An 18,996-nucleotide genomic window follows, 5' to 3' on the forward strand; every position below is an offset into this window, starting at 1 on the left:
ATTAAGAGGTAGTCTATGAAAAAATTATTAGTTTTATTTTTATTACTTCTGACATTAGTGGGATGTAGTAGTTTCAATAGAAAAATATATACAGAAGATGAAATAATAGCAGCAGTTGTTGTGGATAATGTATATATATTAAATAGAGCAATAAAGAATGGTTTTAACATAGATCAACAGTTAAAAAATGGAGATACTCTTTTAAGCTTAGCTTTAAAAGAGGACTCTCTTCAGGTAATATCTTCACTATTAGCTAATGGTGCTGATTTAAATAAAGATTTACCTGCAAAAAAAAATATCGGAATCAATACGGTAACTTCCCCAAGACCACCAATATTTTATGTTAATAGCATGGATGCTTTAAAAATGTTTTTAAATGAAAGATCGAATTTAAATGCATTTACAAGTGATGGACAGTTACTTTTAAATTTTTATATAAAAACAAAGCCGGAAGATTTAGTTATTGTATTAATAGATAACGATGTTCAATTAAAAATTCTTGATTCGAGTGAATGGTATCCAATTTTTTGGGCTGTGAATATAGAGAATGAAGAGATTTTAAAAAGAATGTTAACTAAAGATAAAAGCTTATATTTGTTAAAAGATAAAAAAGGAAACTATCCGATATATTATGCTAATTCAGAAGAGGTTATAAGTGTGCTATCAGATGCTCAATATAATCTTGATGAAAAAAATATATATGGTGAGAATATATTAGGTGAGGTTTATTTAAAAGTAAAAAGATTAGGTTATAAGAATCTAGAAAAATTACTTTTAGAGAAAGGTGTAAATCCGAATTACAAATCATATAGATAAAAAAATATTAATTAAAACAAGGATAGGATTTCTTAATTCTATCCTTGTTAATTATTTAGTGAACTTGAAAAAATGATAAAAATAATGTATAATTTCAAAAGCATTTTTTCATAGGAGGAAATAGATGATAAGCAAATTTTTAAGCCCAATAGGTCGACTATCTCTTTCGAGAAAGTTAATACTTGGATTTTTTGCAGCAATTTTATTTGGGTCTATATTACTATATATGCCATTCTCGTTGCAAAATGGGCAAAAAATAAGTTTTTTGACAGCGGTGTTCACAATAACTTCGGCAATATGTGTAACAGGATTATCTGTAATAGATATAAGTCAGGTACTGTCATTTGAAGGACAAATAATTTTACTAGTATTTATTCAGTTAGGTGGACTTGGTGTAATGACATTTTCATCACTCTTTTTCCTATTAATCGGAAAAAAGATGAGTTACAAAGATAGAGAACTTATAAAAGAGGAAAGAAATGCTGAAAGTAGTGGTGAAGTAGTAGATTTTATAAAAAAAATAGTAATAATTGTACTATTGATAGAAGGAATAGGAGCGTTCTTTTTAACATTGGAATTTTTAAAAACTTTTGAATTTTCAAAAGCTTTATATTTTGGAATATTTCATTCGATATCAGCTTTTTGTAATGCTGGATTTTCATTGTTTTCAAACAATTTAGAAAATTATGCAGGAAGTGTTCTTATGAATATGACAGTTGCATATTTGATTATTTTAGGTGGAATAGGATTCTCTGTAATAAACTCAGTTTTAATTGCAGTGAGACGAGATGTAAAAAGATTTACTTTGACTTCAAAAGTAGCTATTTTAGTTTCGATGTTTTTAACGTTTGTTGGAATGATTTTATTCTTTTTATTAGAGTATAAAAATCCTACAACTATAGGAAATTTGAGTTGGTTTGATAAAATTTTAGCTTCTTTTTTCCAAAGTGTTACAACGAGAACTGCGGGGTTTAATACAGTTCCAATGGGAACTTTAAATCCAGCAACGATATTCATGTTTTGCATATTGATGTTCATAGGAGCTTCCCCTGGATCTACAGGTGGAGGAATAAAAACAACTACAATAGGGGTAATTGTTTTATATGTTTTAGGAGTTATTCAAGGAAAAGAAAATATAAATGTATTCAATAGAAGAATCAGTTGGGATATATTAAATAGAGCCTTAGCAATATTAGTAATATCAATAATATATGTTTCTATAATAATAATGGCTGTTATGACAATAGAAACAGGGGTAAGCTTTGACAAAATAGCCTTTGAAGTTGTTTCAGCGTTTGGAACAGCAGGGTTATCTATGGGGATAACAGCTGATTTAAGGGCATTATCAAAGATATTGATAATAATAACAATGTTTATAGGTAGATTAGGTCCAATGACATTTGCTTTAGCATTGGGAGAAAAGAAAGTTAAACAAAGTTTAAGATATCCGAAAGAAAATATTTTAGTTGGTTAATAATGGAGGAAAAATGAAGCAATATGTAGTAATTGGTATGGGAAGATTTGGAGCAAGTGTTGCAGAGACTTTATATAAATCAAACGAAGAAGTTTTAGCAATAGATGAATCTGAAGATACAATCCAAGAGGCTGTAAACAGTGGGATAGTTGAAAATGCAGTTGTTGCAGATGCAACAGATGATAAGGAATTGAAAAATATAGGACTAGAAGGATTTGATGTAGCTTTTGTATGTATAGGAGCTATTGAGCCAAGTATAATGGTTACATTGAATTTAAAAGAATTAGGTGTAAAAAAAATTATTGTAAAAGCAATATCAAGAAGACATGGAAGAGTTCTAGAAAAAATTGGAGCTAATCAAGTTGTTTATCCAGAAGAGTATATGGGAAAAAGAACAGCACTAGCTGCAATGGATCCAAATATGATTGAACATTTTAGATTCTCAAAAGATTTCCTATTAGCAGAGATAAAATCACCAGAAAGTTTTTGGAATAAAACTTTAATAGAATTAGACATAAGAAAAAGGTATAATGTAAATATAGTAGGAATAAAAAAAGGAAATAGAAACTTTATTCCTAATTTATCAGCTGATACAGTTATAGAACAAGGAGATATTTTACTTGTAATAACAGATGCCAAAACAGCTGCAGAACTAAAGAATTTAAAGTAATAGAGAGGAGTAGAAATGCAAAATTTTGATGTTATAGTTGTAGGAGCAGGGCATGCAGGGTGTGAAGCCGCACTAGCTGCTGCAAGAATGGGTGCCAAAACAGCAGTGTTCACAATACTGTTAGATAATATAGGATACATGTCTTGTAATCCATCTTTAGGAGGACCGGCTAAATCACATTTAGTGAAAGAGGTTGATGCTCTAGGTGGAGAGATGGGAAGAAATATAGATAAAACATTTATTCAAATAAGAGTTCTGAACACAAAAAAAGGACCAGCGGTTAGATCTTTAAGAGCTCAAGCTGACAAAGTAAACTACAGTAAAGAGATGAAGAAAACTCTAGAAAATACAGATAATTTAGATGTAATTCAAGGTATGGTAACTGATATTGTTGTTGAAAACAATAAAGTTGTTGGAGTAAAAACAAAAGAGGGTGTAGAATATAGGGCTAAAGCTGTTGTTATTGCAACAGGAACATTTATGAGAGGACTTATTCATATTGGAGAGAAACAATTCCAAGGTGGAAGAATGGGAGAGTTGTCTTCAGAAGAGTTACCTGTATCGCTAGCAAACTTAGGAATAAAATTAGGAAGATTTAAAACAGGAACACCTCCAAGAATTGATGCTAGAACAATTGATTATTCAAAAGTAGAAATTCAACCTGGTGACGAAGGAGTTCTAAAGTTTTCAAGCAGAACAACAGACGAAGAAGTTTTAACAAGAAAGCAGATACCTTGCCACATGGTGTTTACAAATAGAGAGGTTCACGACACAATTATTTCAAATAAAGATAGATCTCCATTATTCAATGGAACAATTCAAGGAACTGGACCAAGATATTGTCCATCAATCGAAGATAAAGTATTCAGATATCCTGATAAAGATAGACATCATCTGTTTTTAGAGAAAGAGGGCTATGATACAAATGAAGTTTATATAAGTGGATTCTCATCATCTTTACCAACAGATGTTCAATATCAAATGTTAAAAGGTATTGAAGGATTAGAGAATGCAAAGATAATGAGATATGCTTATGCAATAGAATACGATTATATAATTCCAGAAGAGATAAAGTATACCTTAGAAACTAAAAAAGTAGAGAATTTATTCTTAGCGGGACAAATTAATGGAACATCAGGGTATGAAGAAGCTGGAGCTCAAGGGCTTATGGCAGGAATAAATGCGACTAGAAAAGTATTTGGAAAAGAGCCTGTAATATTAGATAGAGCAGATTCGTATATAGGAACATTGATAGATGATTTGGTTTCAAAAGGAACAAATGAACCATATAGAATGTTTACAGCTAGAAGTGAGTATAGATTAGTTTTAAGAGAAGATAACGCTGATTTAAGATTGACAAAAATAGGTCATGAGATTGGGCTTGTTTCAGATGAAGAATACAGAAGAGTACAAACGAAAGAGTCAGATGTAGCAGAAATAATTGATAAGTTAGAAAAGCAACACGTTGGAAGTAGTAATCCAAGAGTGAATGAAGTGTTATTAAGAGCAAACGAACCTGAAGTTAAGTCTGGAATAACATTAATAGAATTATTGAGAAGACCGGAAGTAACTTATTCTGATATAAAGTATATTTCTGAATTAATAGAGAAGTTTGACTTAGGTGAATATTGTGAAGATACAGAATACCAAGTTGAAGTTCAAGTAAAATATTCTGGATATATTCAAAAATCATTAAAAATGATAGAAAAACATAAAGGATTGGAAACTAAAAAACTTCCTGAAGATATGGATTATGATTCTTTAGAAAATATGCCTAAAGAAGCTAAAGATAAACTTAAGCAAGTTAGACCGTATAACATAGGTCAAGCCTCAAGAATTTCAGGGGTTTCTCCAGCAGATATTCAAGTACTATTAATGTATCTTAAAATGAGAGGTAATAAATAGATGAAAGAGTATTTAATTGACGGAATAAAAAAAATAGGATTAGAATATACAGATAAAAAGATAGAGAATCTAGTTAAATATTTAGAATATTTAGTGGAATATAATGCACATACAAATCTAACTGCTATTAGAGATACAAAAGATGCTATTGAGAAACACTTTTTAGATTCACTTTTACTTCAAAACTTATTGGATGAAAAGCAAGGGAAAAAAGCTATTGATATAGGAACTGGAGCTGGATTTCCTGGAATGGTTTTAGCAATATTTAATCCAAATATGGAGTTTGTATTGATGGATTCAGTGGGAAAGAAAACAACATTTTTACAAAATGTAAAAGAGATGTTAAAATTAGATAACGTAACTGTTGTGAACTCAAGAGCTGAAGATTATATAAATGATGAAAATAGAGAAAGCTTTGATATAGGACTTTGCAGAGGAGTAAATAAACTAAACGTAATTTTAGAATATATGATTCCTTTTATAAAAGTTGGAGGTCATTTCTTAGCACAGAAAATGGTTGGAACAGAAGAGGAGGGAGAAGCAATAAACGCTTTAAATACTCTTGGTGCAAAAATAATGACAATTCATAGATATAATTTACCAAATTATGGAGATGAAAGACTTGTTGTTGAGATTCTAAAAGAGAGTTCAACAGATAAAAAATATCCAAGAAGAGCAGGGGTAGCTTTAAAAAAACCTTTATAAAATACATTAAGAAAATAACTAGGGAGGGAAGAACTATGAAAATTTTTGAAAAATATAAAAAAATTATATTCATAGCTCTTCCCATTTTTATTTTTTTGAGTGGAGGATTGTTAGTAAAATATAATTTGCCGAAATTAGTAGAAGTTATACTAAAATTAGCATTAGGACCAACAATATCTTCTCAAGAGATTAAATTTCCAAAATTTGGAGAGATTGATATAAAAGATGTTGTTCTTTCTAAAGGGAATGACACGATGGTCAAAGCTCCACAGGTTGTTATTACATATTCAAAAGAATCTTTAAAAAATTTCAGATTGAAAGAGATTAATGTAGAGAATCCATGGGTTCATATTGAAAGAAATGGTGAAAATGTAAATATAGTTAATGCTTTTTCTAGTGGAGGAGAATCAGATCCTAATAGTAAGGCTGGAGCTGCGGTGCCGATAGATATAATAACAGTTAAGAATGGAACTTTGATTTTTAGAGATACAACGTATTCAAGAGAGATAAAGCAGGAGTTGGATGTAGTAAATGGATACGTGTCATTTGACAAAGTAAAAGGAATTGATTTAGAGTTTAAAGGGAATAGAAATAAAGAGATATATGAGTATAGATTAAATAATTTAAATGAACCTTTAAATATGAATATTATATTAAAAAATATAGATGTAAAGCCAGAACTTATTCAATATGGGTATGACGATAAAGAGTTGAGTGGAGCGTCTGGAATATTTAATATGGATTTAACTATAGCTACGAGTGGATTGAGAGGTCATGCTAATCTAAAAGATGGAACAGTAATCTATGATAGTTTAAGTGATATAGTAAAGGATGTCAATGGAAATATTGATTTTAAGGAAAATGGAATAAACGTTGATTTTAGATATGATTTAAATAAAACACCCGGATTATTTAAGGTTTTTTATTCAGAGGAAACAGGAGTTAAAGTTGATTTTCAGTTTAAAGATTTACCTTATTCAACAGCTAGAAGTTATAAACTATTGGGAGATCTAAACCTACCATTAGATGAGTTGATATTTAAGAATGTAGACGTAGAGCTGCTTTATAAACAAGATTTAGGTTTTAAAGCGGAGGTACTATATAAGAGCTATCCTTTTGTATCATCTGGAATAGAAGTTGATAATCTGAATGGAAAAGTTAATTTTAAAGATGGTATTTTAAATCTTTCAGGAAATGAATTGGATATTTTATTTAAAGGAGTAGACTACAAAAAAGTATTCTCATATAGTGCAGATTTAGATTTGAGAGAAGATAACTTAAAGTTTGATATAAAAAGTAGTTTTATAGATTTTAATGGAGAATACTTGAAAGATGAAAAGAGAGTAGAGTTATACCAAGATTCAAAGTTAGCTTTGAGCTATGATTTAGAAAAAGGTAATTTAGATTTGTTAAACCTCTCTGGAAAAAATTTGATAAATGATTATACTTTTTTATTTAAAGCGAGTGAAGAAGATAAAAAAATAAATTTTGAAGAAATCTCAATGATAAATAATGAAAAACAAAAAGTTTTACAATTATCTGGAGATTTAAATAGAGAAATACTGAACTATAATTTTAAAATACATATAAAAAATTTCCAAGAGAAAAATCTTTTTGGAGAATTGTCGTTAAAAGCTAAACTTGATTTCATAGGTCAAATAGCAGGTGAAAAAGATAAATTTATTTTAAGAGGGGCAGTTAAGGATTTACAAGTAGAAGGACAGGACTTAGGATTAGAGAGTTATCTGAATCTATCATTAATAAACAATGATGGATTACAAGCTCAAATAGATGGAGAATTAAGAAAAGTTGAGTATAAAAACTTTAAACTTGAAGGAATAAAAATTGTTTCAAAATATCAAGATGGAAAGTTAGAAATCTCCGATGTAAGAAATGGATTTTTTAAAATAAATGGAGAGCTAGATACCTTAGAAAAATATATTGATTTGAATTATAGCATTAATGGATTGAGAAGTAGTGAGTTTAAAAATAGTAATATTAACTTAATATTAAATGATGTAAAAGGTTCTGTAAAAGGTCTGTTTGATAATTTAGAGGCAACTGCAAAGGTAACTGAAGCTTATTTAGAAACACCAAATAAGGAGCTAGTATCTTTAAATGGAGATATCAATTATCAAAATGATACGGTTGCTTTAAATAATTTTAAAATAAATCAGAGTTTAGCAAATGTTAGATACGATTTAAAAAGTAATAAGGGTGAATTTTCAATTAATATTCTTGAGGAGAATCTTTCTAAATATTACTCTTTTAAAGCTCTTAAGTATAGATTGTTATCAAGAGTTGATGGGAAGATAGTTGATGGGAGTATAGATGCAAAAATAGATATAACTGTAGATAGAGCATATTTAAATGGAAACTCAATACCTAGTTTGAAATTAGATTTATCTTATAAAAAAGATGAGTTAGAGAACATTTTAAATATAGAAAGTATAGATGTATTTAATTTAGAGGGGAAAAAATTGCTGTCCTCAAGAGGAGAGTTAGATTTTTTAGAGAATACAATAGATTTTATAGTACCTAAACAAAGTTTATACTTAAAAGATTTTTCGGGGTTTGTAAATGTAAAAGATATGAGTGGTAGTATTGGATTAGAAAGCAGTATCAAAGGAGATATTTTAGATCCATTCTATTCATTAAAATTATTTGATGGAGAATATGAAATAAAAGGAATTGATTTTGATAAAATTTCATTAGAATTAAATGGAGATAAAAGAAAATTAAAAGTTGATGAACTTTTAGGTTATTATGAAAATAATGAAATAAAAGGAAAAGGTGAGTATTTAATACAATCTCAAGAGTATAAATTCAATATATTTTCTAAAAATATTGATTTAAGTTTTTTAAATGGAATTCTTCCAAAAGATGTTATTAAAAATATAAGTGGAACTGCTAATGTAGATGTTTGGCTTTCTAGTATATTAAAAGAAAATAGCGGGTATGTAGATCTTATAGATTTTAATGCAAATTTACCGAGTGCTTTATTAGATTTGGAAAAACTGAACATGGTTTTAAAGATAGACAATGAGAGGCTGACTGTTAACTCTTTGGAAGGTTTAATTAATAAGGGAGAGATAAAAGGTAGAGGCTACTTAAAACTTCCTTCTATTGAAGAGATGAAGGCGGATGATGAATTTTATAAAGAATTAGATTATGCTTTTAATGTTACTTTGAAAAATATGATTTATGAATTAAAAGATTATTTTAGAATTGATTTATCTACAAATCTAATATACTCTGAAAATAAAGTTTCTGGAAATATCATTATAAACAATGGAGAGATAACAGGTATATTAAAAGAAGATAAGGGGTTGATTTTAACTATATTAAACTTTATAATAGATAAGACAAGAGCTATAATAGGTGAGAGTAAAAGACTTGGAGAAGATTTTGAAATAAAGGGAAGTAAGTTAGATGAAACTCCAGAGTTTAATGTTGGAGTTATGATAAAAGATGGAATAAATATAAATATTCCAGATATATCAACATTTGCTCAAGATGTTCAAGGTATTTTGTTAGGTAGGTTTAATTTAGTAGGAAAAAATGATAAAATATCAGTATTGGGTGAATTAGAAGTTCAAAAGGGAAGTTTTGTGTTAGGAAGTGAAGATTTTACGGTCACAAGAGCTTTGTTATTATCTGATAAAAAAAATGGACTACTTTCAGATTTTAACCCAAATTTAATTTTTGATGTTTCATCATTAACTGCGAATGGAAATATAGAAATTTCTTTACAAGGAGAGCTAAATAGTTTAAGATTAAATATATTAACTAGTCAAGGAAGTGAAAGTAGTAGTTTAAAAAATATATTTGATGGCGATGGCGATGAGAGTGATAAAAATATAGTAGCGTTACTTTTTAAAACTATAATAGATAGTCAGATATCAAGTACGTTATTGAGACCTATATCTAAAACGATAAAGAACACTTTTCATATTTCGAAATTTAGAATAGTTTCTGATGTTTTTAATCAAGAAGTATTAGCAAATTCCGACGATCCTAAAACACAGGATCCAAATGTATTTGGCTTCGGAGCTTATTTAGAAGCGGAGAATCCAATATATAAAGATAAGTATTTCTGGGTATTGAAATTAGGAATAATAGATGGAAGTAAATATGATTTTGGAAAAAGTTCTAGTGAAGGACAATCAAATGAAGTCTCAAATTCAGTTAATCAATTTGATTTTAAAGTTGAAAGAAGATATAGATCAGGATGGTCTTACGGAGTTGGAGTGTCAAGGTTAAATGAAGCAAATATGATAGATGAAGAGAAAAAAGGAAATTTAAATTATTATGTTGATTTTAAATTTGAAAGAAAATATAATAGTATAAAAGATATTTTTTCTAAATAAAAAATAATTGGAGGGCAATTTAGGATGAGAAAACACCTAATCGGAATAATATCACTAATAGCTTCTGTAGTTTCATTTGGAGCAGAAGGAGAATATTTAGTAAAAGGGGTAGAGTTTAGAAATTTAAATGAAATACCACAAGATGTTTTAATACAAAAAATGAGCCTAAAAAAAGGACAAGTATTCTCAACAGAAGGGTTATTAAAAGACTATAATAATATAAAAAATAGTAATTATATAGAAGAGTTAGCAATTTACCCTCAAGTTTTTGATGGTGGAATAAAGTTAGTAGTGGATGTTAAAGAAAAAAGAGAAACTAAAGAACTTTTAGAAAAACAAGGGATATTGCCAGCTTCAGAAAGAGAAAGAGTAGATACTTCTTTAGTTGTATCAGGTTTAGAGATAATAGGAAGTGTGAATGTTCCTGTATCAGAAGTCGCTAAAAAGATACCGATTAAAGCGGGAGGATATTTCTCTAAAAATAGAATAGTTAGAGGACAAAGAGAGTTGCTTGAAACAGGTATGTATAGAGAAGTAATTCCAGATGTATATCAATATCCAGAAGGATTAGTTGTTGTTTATTCAGTTATTGAAAATCCAATTATAAATGGAATAAAAATATCAGGAAATACTAAATATACAGCAGAAGAATTGAAAGCTTTAGTAAATATAGAAACAGGAAAAGTATTAAATTTAAATAATTTAAGAGATGCTAGAGATAAGATATTAAAGAAATACAATGAAGATGGATACGTGTTAGCTGAGATAGAAGATATCGATTTAACAGGAACTAATGAGTTAGAAATAGTTATAAATGAAGGTATGGTTGGAAAAGTAGACTTTACTAAAATGGTAACTAAGCAAAAAGGACAAAGAAGAAAAGCTACAGATACACTTCTAAAAACAAGAGATTATGTAGTTGAAAGAGAGATTGAAATTAAAGAAGGTGAAGTATTTAATATTAACGAATACAACGAAACAGTTTCTAATTTGATGAGAACTGGGTATTTTAAAAATGTAAAGTATGAAACTAAACAAAGATCAGGAGAAGGTTCAGGAACAGATTTATTATTACTGTTAGAAGAAGAAAGAACAGCGACATTACAAGGAGCAGTATCTTACGGTTCTGAAATTGGATTGTTAGGAATGTTATCAGTTAAGGATATGAACTGGAAAGGAAAAGGGCAGGAACTAGGTGTAACATTTGAAAAATCAGATGAAAACTATACAAGTTTCTCAATTAACTTCTCAGATCCTTGGATAAGAGATACTGATAGAATCTCTTGGGGATGGAGTCTTTATAAGAACGAATATGAAAATAGTGATAGTATCCTATTTAATGAAACAGATACATACGGAGCTAAGCTGAACGTAGGAAAAGGTTTAACTAAGAATTTAAGAATAGGAATAGGAACAAAAGCTGAATATATAACAGAAAAAACAGATACAGAAGAACTATCATATATAAGCAATGGTGAAGAGCTAAAACAAAAATGGGGAGAGGATAGAAGTTATGGACTATTCAGTATTTACCCATCAATAACTTATGATACTAGAAATAGTTATTGGAATCCAACAGCTGGTTGGTATGGTAAGTATCAAGTAGAAGTTGGATATGCGGATACTATTGATTCTGGAACTTTTGCAAATACAACTTTAGAATTTAGAAAATATCATAGAGGATTATTCAAGGATAATACTTTTGCATATAGAGCAGTTGGAGGAATAATGACTTCATCGACTCCTGAGTCACAAAGATTCTGGGTAGGTGGAGGAAGTACTCTTAGAGGATATGATGGAGGATTCTATCAAGGAACTCAAAAAGTAACGGCAACAGTAGAAAACAGAACTCAAATAAATGATGTTTTAGGATTCGTTGTATTCTCTGACTTTGGAAGAGCTTGGGATTACCAAGGGGAAGACCCAGGATACCTAAGAGAGGGAAGAGATGCAAAAGCACCTGACGATATAGCAACTACAGTTGGAGTAGGATTAAGAGTTAACACACCAGTAGGACCTTTAAGATTTGACTTTGGATGGCCAGTTGGAGATTCAGAAGAAAGTGGTATGAAGTTCTACTTTAATATGGGACAATCATTCTAATAAATATATATATGGAGGATTCACAATGAAAAAAATAGCACTAATCGCAATGCTAGGAGCATTATCAACATCTGCATTTGCATTAAAAGTAGGATATGTAAACAGCCAAGAGCTTTTCGCAAAATACTCGCAAACAAAGGTTGTTAGAGATAACTTAACTAAAGAAAAGCAAGCTTTAGAAGCAACATTACAAAAGCAAGAGATAGATTTACAAAAACTTCAAGTTGAATTACAAGGAAAAGGAAAAGATGTAACAGAAACTGAGAAAAAAGCTTTCGAAGATAAAGTTGCAGCTTTCCAAAAATTAGTAAGAGAGTCTCAAGCAAAGTTATCTAATGAAGAAGCTAAAAAGATGCAAGAGATTGATAGATTAATAAATATATCTATTCAAAATGTAGCAAGATCAGAAAAATATGATTATGTTTTAGAGCAGGGAGCAATCAAATTTGGTGGAGAAAATTTAACTCCAAAAGTATTAAATGTTATGGAAAAAAGTAAAAAAATAAACTAATAGTATTGTAAAAAAAGAGAGGGATAAAATATTATGACTTATAAAATAGATGAGTTAATATCCCTTCTTGAATGTGAGGTAAAGGGAGATGCCAAGGTAAACATTACAGGGTTATCTCCCTTTTTTCAAGCTCAAGAAGGAGATGTAACTTTTGCATCAGATGAAAAGTTTTTAAAAAAATTAAATGAGACAAAGGCAAGTGTTGTTATAGTACCTGCAGGAATAGAGTTGCCAGAAAATGGAAAAACATATCTACTTGTAACTTCTAATCCTAGAGTTTTAATGCCAAAACTATTAAATTTCTTTAAAAGAAAAACTAAGAGAATGGAAAAAATGATTGAGGATTCAGCAGTTATAGGTGAAGAGACTACCGTAGCTATAAATTCATACATAGGGCACGACGTAAAACTTGGAAAAAATGTTACAATTTATCCAAACGTAACAATCTGTGAAGGAGTAGAAATTGGAGACAATACAACAGTTTATCCAAATGTAACAATAAGAGAGTTTTGTAAAATTGGGAAAGAGTGTGTTATTCAACCAGGAGCTGTAATTGGATCAGACGGATTTGGATTTGTTAAAGTAAATGGAAATAATACAAAGATAGATCAAATAGGGTCTGTTGTGATAGAAGACTTTGTAGAGATAGGTGCGAACACAACTATTGATAGAGGAACTATCGGAGATACTATAATAAAAAAATACACAAAAATAGATAACTTAGTTCAAATAGCACATAATGATATTATAGGTGAAAACTGCTTAATTATTTCTCAAGTTGGAATAGCAGGTAGTACTGAAGTTGGAAATAATACAACTTTAGGAGGACAAGTTGGAATAGGTGGACACATAAAAATTGGAAGTAACGTAATGATAGGAGCTAAATCTGGAGTTACTGGAAATGTTGATGATAATCAAATTTTAGCAGGTCATCCACTGATGAATTTAAAAGATGATCTAAAAGTAAAAGCAGTACAAAAAAAGTTACCAGAGTTATTAAAAAGAGTTAAAGAGTTAGAGAAAAAAATATAAAAATAAAATCTAAAAGGACAGAAAAATCCTTTTAGATTTTTTATTTTTTTAAAGAAAGGTATTTAATTTACAGGGCTAACGTGGTACAATATACAAAATAAGAAAAATGAGGTAGTTTAATGAAAAAGAGAATATTTTTTGATAAGTATGGAGAGATGAGATTTATATCCCATTTAGATATGCTTAGATTTGCAGATAGACTATTAAAGAAAGCTCATATACCTATGAAATACACACAAGGGTTTCATCCAAGACCAAAGATATCTTTAGGAAACCCAGTATCCTTAGGAACTGAAGCTTTTAATGAGTTAATGGATATAGAGTTATCAGAAGTGATGACAAATGAGGAAGTTTTAGAAAGAATGAATTCTGCAGCTGTTCCTGGCTTTAGAGTAAATAAAGTTGAAACAGTAGAGGATAAAAAAAGTATTGTAGATACTTATACAAATGCTTTATTCCAAATAACAGGGGAAAAAGAGGATATAGATACTTTAGAAAATCTATTCAATCAAGATGAAATAATTGAAAGAAAAGAGAAAAATGGTAAAATATCTGAGAGAAATTTAGGTGAGAGAGTTAAAGATTTCTCTAGAGTAGAGAATACGATTGAGTTAGAACTGGTTAATACTTCACCAAATTCATTTTTAATATTAGCAGGTGTGGATATTAAGAACGTACATATAATAAAAAAGGGTTATAAAATCTAAAATATATAATATAAGTATAAAGGAGAAAAGGCTATGCTAGATTTAAGATTTATTCGTGAAAATATTGATACACTTCAAGAGATGCTGGTAAACAGAGGAAGTAACATCGATCTTCAAGAGTTTGTAACATTAGATACAGAAAGAAGAGAGATTTTATCCGAAGTTGAAACGTTAAAAAATAAAAGAAATACAGAGTCTGCGGAAGTAGCTAGAAGAAAAAAAGCTGGAGAGGACGCATCTGAAATAATTGCTGAAATGGGAAAAGTTTCTGCTCAAATAAAAGAATTAGATGCTAAACTTGCTGAGGTAGAGGAGAAAGTAACATATTTCCAAATGACATTACCAAATGCATACCACTCAAGTACTCCTATAGGAAAAGATGAAGATGATAACGTTGAAATCAGAAGATGGGGAACACCAAAAGAGTTCACATTTGAGCCAAAAGAGCATTGGGAATTAGGAGAGAACTTAGGAATATTAGACTTCGAAAGAGGAGCTAAGCTAGGTGGGTCAAGATTTACAATATATAGAGGTGCTGCAGCGAGATTAGAGAGAGCTTTAATCAGTTTCATGCTAGATATACATACAACTGAACATGGGTACACAGAGCATTTAACACCATTTATCGTAAGAAGAGAGGTTTGTGAAGGAACTGGACAATTACCTAAGTTTGAAGAGGATATGTATAAAACAACTGATGATATGTTCTTAATCTCAACTTCGGAGATTACATTAACAAATATTCATAGACAAGAAATTTTAAATGAAAGCGATTTACCAAAATATTACACTGCTTACTCACCTTGTTTTAGAAGAGAAGCTGGATCTTACGGAAGAGATTTAAAAGGATTAATTAGACAACATCAATTTAATAAAGTTGAAATGGTTAAGTTAGCTACTCCAGAAACATCTTATGACGAATTAGAAAAGATGTTAGTTAATGCTGAAACTATTCTTCAAAGATTAGAGTTACCATACAGAGTAATTCACCTTTGTTCAGGAGATATGGGATTCGGAGCAGCTAAAACTTATGATATAGAAGTATGGTTACCAGGGCAAAATAAATTTAGAGAGATTTCATCTTGTTCTAACTGTGGAGATTTCCAAGCAAGAAGAATGGGATTAAAGTATAGACCAGAAGGAAGTTCAAAGAGTGAATTCTGCCATACATTAAATGGATCAGGATTAGCAGTAGGAAGAACATTACTTGCAATTATGGAAAACTACCAACAAGAGGATGGATCATTCTTAATACCAGAAGCATTAGTACCATACATGGGTGGTATGACTGTTGTTAAAAAGTAGTCTTTTAGTTCTATTTATCTTGAATCTATTGATTAAAGATATGAGAGTATTGGGAGTTTTATTATTTGTTGGAGTTTTATTAAATGTATTTTTAAATAAAGAGTTGCTGAAACATCTAAAAAAATTAAAGTTTCTTTTATTTATCTATCTTACTACTTTTTTAGCTCAAATATATTATAACCAAGAGGGAGAGGTATTTTTTAAAATTTATAATATCTATGTCACAAAAGGTGGTATTTTAAATTTTGCTTCGAGCTTTTTAAGAATAATCAATTTAATTTTATTATCTTGGTTAGTAAATACTCAAAACTTATTGCCAAAGAGTTTAGCATCGTATCAACAAATAATTGAGGATGTAATTGAACTTATACCAGAAGTTTTTAAAATATTTAAGAGTAAAAGAAAAATAAAGTGGTTTTTTAGATATATTTTAAGTCAAATAAAGATAAAAAACTAATAGTTTCAAAAATTGATTTTAGTTTAAAAATTTGTTATATTAATAGATGAATAAAATATCAGGAGGAAAAGTTATGTCATATAATTACAAAGATTTAGGATTATCTAATACTAGAGAAATGTTCGCAAAGGCTAATAGAGAGCACTACGCAGTTCCAGCATTCAACTTCAACAACATGGAGCAAATGTTAGCAATCGTAGAAGCTTGTGCTGAAATGGGTTCACCAGTTATATTACAATGTTCAACAGGGGCATTAAAATATATGACAAAAGAGGTTGCTCCATTATTAGCAAAGGCAGCTGTGGATAGAGCAAGAGCTATGGGATCAGATATTCCAGTAGCATTACACTTAGATCACGGACCAAACTTAGACGCAGTAAAGGCTTGTATAGATGCAGGATTCTCATCAGTAATGATCGATGGTTCTCACTATTCATTCGAAGAAAATATAGCAATCACAAAAGAAGTTGTAGAGTACGCAAAGCAATTTGACGTAACTGTAGAGGCTGAATTAGGAGTTCTAGCTGGAGTAGAAGATGACGTTGTTGCAGAGCACAGTATCTTTACAAACCCTGATGAAGTTGAAGAGTTCGTATCAAGAACTGGAGTAGAGTCATTAGCAATCGCTATTGGAACTTCTCATGGAGCTCACAAGTTCAAGCCAGGAACTGATCCTAAATTAGAGTTAAACATATTAGCTGAAATCGAAAGAAGATTACCAGGATTCCCAATCGTATTACACGGATCATCAGCAGTACCTCAAAAATACGTTGAAGAAATCAAGAAATTCGGTGGACAATTAAAAGATGCTATCGGAATTCCAGATACAGAGTTAATGGGAGCAGCTAAATCAGGTGTTGCAAAAATAAACGTTGATACTGACGGAAGACTTGCATTCACTGCAGGAGTAAGAAGAGTATTCGGAGAGCAACCTGGAGAATTCGATCCAAGAAAATACTTAGGTGTTGCACAAGCTGAAATGAAAGCTTACTACAAATCAAAAATTAAAACAGTTTTCGGTTCAGAAAACGCTTACACTGCTGCAAAGTAGTTTAAATAGAAAACCTGTAGATTTCTCTACAGGTTTTTTTTATTTTATATATTTTCCCATTTTATATATATAAGTTTTACTAATCTCTCCATTCTCCTTATAAAATATATAATCTCCATCTAATTTTCCGTTTTTATAGTTTGCCTCAGATTTTATAGAACCATTTTGATAATAAGAGAACTCTTTTCCATTTTTATAGATATGAGTATTTTCATTTTTGTTAAATTTCGGAAAAATAAATAAAGATAGAACTACAGCGATAGAAATAATTATAGATTTTTTCATTTTAAATACACCTCGATAAGTTTTTATTTAAAAACAATATACCATTCATTCCTATATTAGTCTAATATTATAATATATATAATGATTATAAGTTTTATGTTATAATATTGTTGGAGGTGTTAAAATGGATTTAAATAAATTTGAATATATACTATGTGTAGCTCAAGAGAGAAGTTTTACAAAAGCTGCAGCAAAACTTTATATATCACAACCAGCGTTAAGTCAATATGTGGCAACTTTAGAGGAACAAATAAAGGTTAAATTGTTTGATAGAAGTGTGACACCATTAAAATTAACTTTAGCGGGAGAGATTTTTATAAAAAGAGCTCTAGAAATATTGGAATTGAAAAAAGATTTATGGAGAGAATTGCAAGACTTATCAGATAATTTAGTGGGAAATATTTCTATAGGAGTTTCTCCAAATAGAAGTTTATATCTTTTACCATATTTTTTTTCAGATTTAAAGAATAGCTTTCCAAACATTAGAGTAGAGATTGTTGAAAAAAATAGCCAAGATTTAGAGAAGGGAATTTTAGATGGAAGAATAGATGTTGCTATAATATCATTGCCATTGATGACAGCAGATTTAGATTATATAAAATTTTTTAAAGAAGAGTTGTTTTTAGTTACACCGAAAAATAGTGAATACAGTAAAAGATTTTTGGGTGCAAGAGTAGATTTTGATTTACTTAGTGAGGAAAAATTTATTTTACTTAAAGAAAAACAAAAATTAAGAAATGTTATAGAAAGTATATTTTTAAAAAACAGATTTATTCCTAATATATATTTAGAAACAGAAAGTCAAGAATGTGTTTTAGAAATGATATCTTTAGGTATGGGAGTGGGATTCACATCTAATATGATTTTAAAAAATAGACGATGGGAAGAAAGAGTTGAAGCCTTTTCTTTAAAAGAAAATGGATTAAATCGTGATTTCGCAGTTGTTTTTAAAAAAAATAAAAAATTAAACAATGTTGAAAAAGAATTTATAGAAATTTTACAAAAAAAATTTAAATCATTCTAGCTATTGATTTTTAAAAAAAAATATAGTAATAAAATAGAGTGAATTCTTTAGATAATAAAATGAAAAAACAGGAGGTAAAAATGGCTTGCAGTAATGAATTAAAAAAAGAGATGTACGAAGAATTAAAGAAGTATATAGATGAAATTAAGGAAAAAAATGGTGCCTTAATTTCTGTACTTCATAAAGGGCAAGAAATATTTGGTTATCTACCTCAAGAAGTTCAGGAGTTTATAGCAAAAGAACTAAATCTACCTATAGCAAAAGTTTATGGAGTTGTAAGTTTTTATCACTTCTTTTCAATGGTTCCTAAAGGAAAGTATCCTATTTCAGTTTGTATGGGAACAGCCTGTTATGTTAGAGGAGCAGAGAAAGTATTAAATAGTATTAAAAATTATTTAGGAGTAGATGTTGGAGAAACTACAGAAGATGGTTTATTTTCGATAGATGCATTAAGATGTGTTGGTGCCTGCGGTTTGGCTCCAGTTGTTCTGATAGGTAAAGATGTGTATGGAAAAGAAGATGTAAAAGATATGAAAAAAATATTGGAAAAATATAGAAAACAAGAATCAAAATAGTCATTA

The 18,996-nt window shown here is 29.6% G+C and carries 16 protein-coding genes; 15 read left to right on the forward strand and 1 reads right to left on the reverse strand.

Annotation, left to right across the window (positions count from 1 at the left end; genetic code table 11):
- Nucleotides 1-15 precede the first annotated feature (15 nt).
- The 13 genes from L992_RS01885 (at nucleotide 16) to fba (ending at nucleotide 17,106) form a co-directional block, all read left to right on the forward strand.
- Entirely contained in the window at nucleotides 16-816 is an 801-nt protein-coding gene (locus L992_RS01885; RefSeq protein ID WP_047394107.1) for an ankyrin repeat domain-containing protein, read from the forward strand.
- 124 nt (nucleotides 817-940) lie between these two features.
- Complete coding sequence (locus L992_RS01890; protein ID WP_047380615.1) at nucleotides 941-2,290, forward strand: TrkH family potassium uptake protein; 1,350 nt, start codon at nucleotides 941-943, stop codon at nucleotides 2,288-2,290.
- A 13-nt stretch (nucleotides 2,291-2,303) separates the two neighbouring features.
- Complete coding sequence (locus tag L992_RS01895) at nucleotides 2,304-2,960, forward strand: TrkA family potassium uptake protein (protein ID WP_047380613.1); 657 nt, start codon at nucleotides 2,304-2,306, stop codon at nucleotides 2,958-2,960.
- Nucleotides 2,961-2,975: 15 nt separating this feature from the next.
- Complete coding sequence (gene mnmG, locus L992_RS01900) at nucleotides 2,976-4,865, forward strand: tRNA uridine-5-carboxymethylaminomethyl(34) synthesis enzyme MnmG (RefSeq protein ID WP_047380611.1); 1,890 nt, start codon at nucleotides 2,976-2,978, stop codon at nucleotides 4,863-4,865.
- A complete protein-coding gene (gene rsmG, locus L992_RS01905) occupies nucleotides 4,866-5,570 on the forward strand; it encodes a 16S rRNA (guanine(527)-N(7))-methyltransferase RsmG (protein WP_047380610.1) in 705 nt (234 codons plus the stop codon).
- A 35-nt stretch (nucleotides 5,571-5,605) separates the two neighbouring features.
- Nucleotides 5,606-9,940: a hypothetical protein gene (locus L992_RS01910; protein WP_047394108.1), complete on the forward strand. Its 4,335-nt coding sequence runs from the start codon at nucleotides 5,606-5,608 to the stop codon at nucleotides 9,938-9,940.
- A gap of 24 nt (nucleotides 9,941-9,964) precedes the next feature.
- Nucleotides 9,965-12,043 carry an outer membrane protein assembly factor gene (locus tag L992_RS01915; protein WP_047380605.1) on the forward strand — a complete coding sequence of 693 codons (2,079 nt, stop codon included), beginning with the start codon at nucleotides 9,965-9,967 and terminating at the stop codon, nucleotides 12,041-12,043.
- Between the two features lie 25 nt (nucleotides 12,044-12,068).
- On the forward strand, nucleotides 12,069-12,554 hold the full coding sequence (locus L992_RS01920; protein ID WP_047380603.1) for an OmpH family outer membrane protein: 486 nt from the start codon (nucleotides 12,069-12,071) through the stop codon (nucleotides 12,552-12,554).
- Nucleotides 12,555-12,587: 33 nt separating this feature from the next.
- Nucleotides 12,588-13,586 (forward strand): UDP-3-O-(3-hydroxymyristoyl)glucosamine N-acyltransferase, encoded by a 999-nt coding sequence (gene lpxD / locus L992_RS01925; protein WP_047380601.1) that lies wholly within the window; start codon nucleotides 12,588-12,590, stop codon nucleotides 13,584-13,586.
- 119 nt (nucleotides 13,587-13,705) lie between these two features.
- Nucleotides 13,706-14,293, forward strand: coding sequence for a TIGR03936 family radical SAM-associated protein (locus L992_RS01930; protein WP_047380599.1), 588 nt, complete (start codon nucleotides 13,706-13,708; stop codon nucleotides 14,291-14,293).
- A 33-nt stretch (nucleotides 14,294-14,326) separates the two neighbouring features.
- Nucleotides 14,327-15,598, forward strand: coding sequence for a serine--tRNA ligase (gene serS / locus L992_RS01935; protein WP_047394111.1), 1,272 nt, complete (start codon nucleotides 14,327-14,329; stop codon nucleotides 15,596-15,598).
- Nucleotides 15,585-16,055 carry a hypothetical protein gene (locus tag L992_RS01940; protein ID WP_231549747.1) on the forward strand — a complete coding sequence of 157 codons (471 nt, stop codon included), beginning with the start codon at nucleotides 15,585-15,587 and terminating at the stop codon, nucleotides 16,053-16,055. Before serS ends, L992_RS01940 begins: the two co-directional genes overlap by 14 nt.
- 73 nt (nucleotides 16,056-16,128) lie before the next feature.
- Nucleotides 16,129-17,106: a class II fructose-1,6-bisphosphate aldolase gene (fba, locus tag L992_RS01945; RefSeq protein ID WP_047380593.1), complete on the forward strand. Its 978-nt coding sequence runs from the start codon at nucleotides 16,129-16,131 to the stop codon at nucleotides 17,104-17,106.
- A gap of 39 nt (nucleotides 17,107-17,145) precedes the next feature.
- Here fba and L992_RS01950 read toward each other — a convergent pair whose 3' ends face one another.
- Complete coding sequence (locus tag L992_RS01950; protein WP_052191620.1) at nucleotides 17,146-17,391, reverse strand: hypothetical protein; 246 nt, start codon at nucleotides 17,389-17,391, stop codon at nucleotides 17,146-17,148.
- Between the two features lie 124 nt (nucleotides 17,392-17,515).
- On the opposite strand from L992_RS01950, the gene L992_RS01955 reads away from it, so the two are divergent.
- Entirely contained in the window at nucleotides 17,516-18,415 is a 900-nt protein-coding gene (locus L992_RS01955) for a LysR family transcriptional regulator (RefSeq protein ID WP_047380591.1), read from the forward strand.
- A gap of 80 nt (nucleotides 18,416-18,495) precedes the next feature.
- The gene (locus tag L992_RS01960; protein WP_047380590.1) at nucleotides 18,496-18,990 is read left to right on the forward strand and encodes an NAD(P)H-dependent oxidoreductase subunit E; all 495 of its coding nucleotides are present in this window, start codon (nucleotides 18,496-18,498) and stop codon (nucleotides 18,988-18,990) included.
- Nucleotides 18,991-18,996 lie beyond the last annotated feature (6 nt).

The sequence above is a fragment of the Cetobacterium sp. ZOR0034 genome (assembly GCF_000799075.1).
Classification (GTDB): Bacteria; Fusobacteriota; Fusobacteriia; order Fusobacteriales; family Fusobacteriaceae; genus Cetobacterium_A.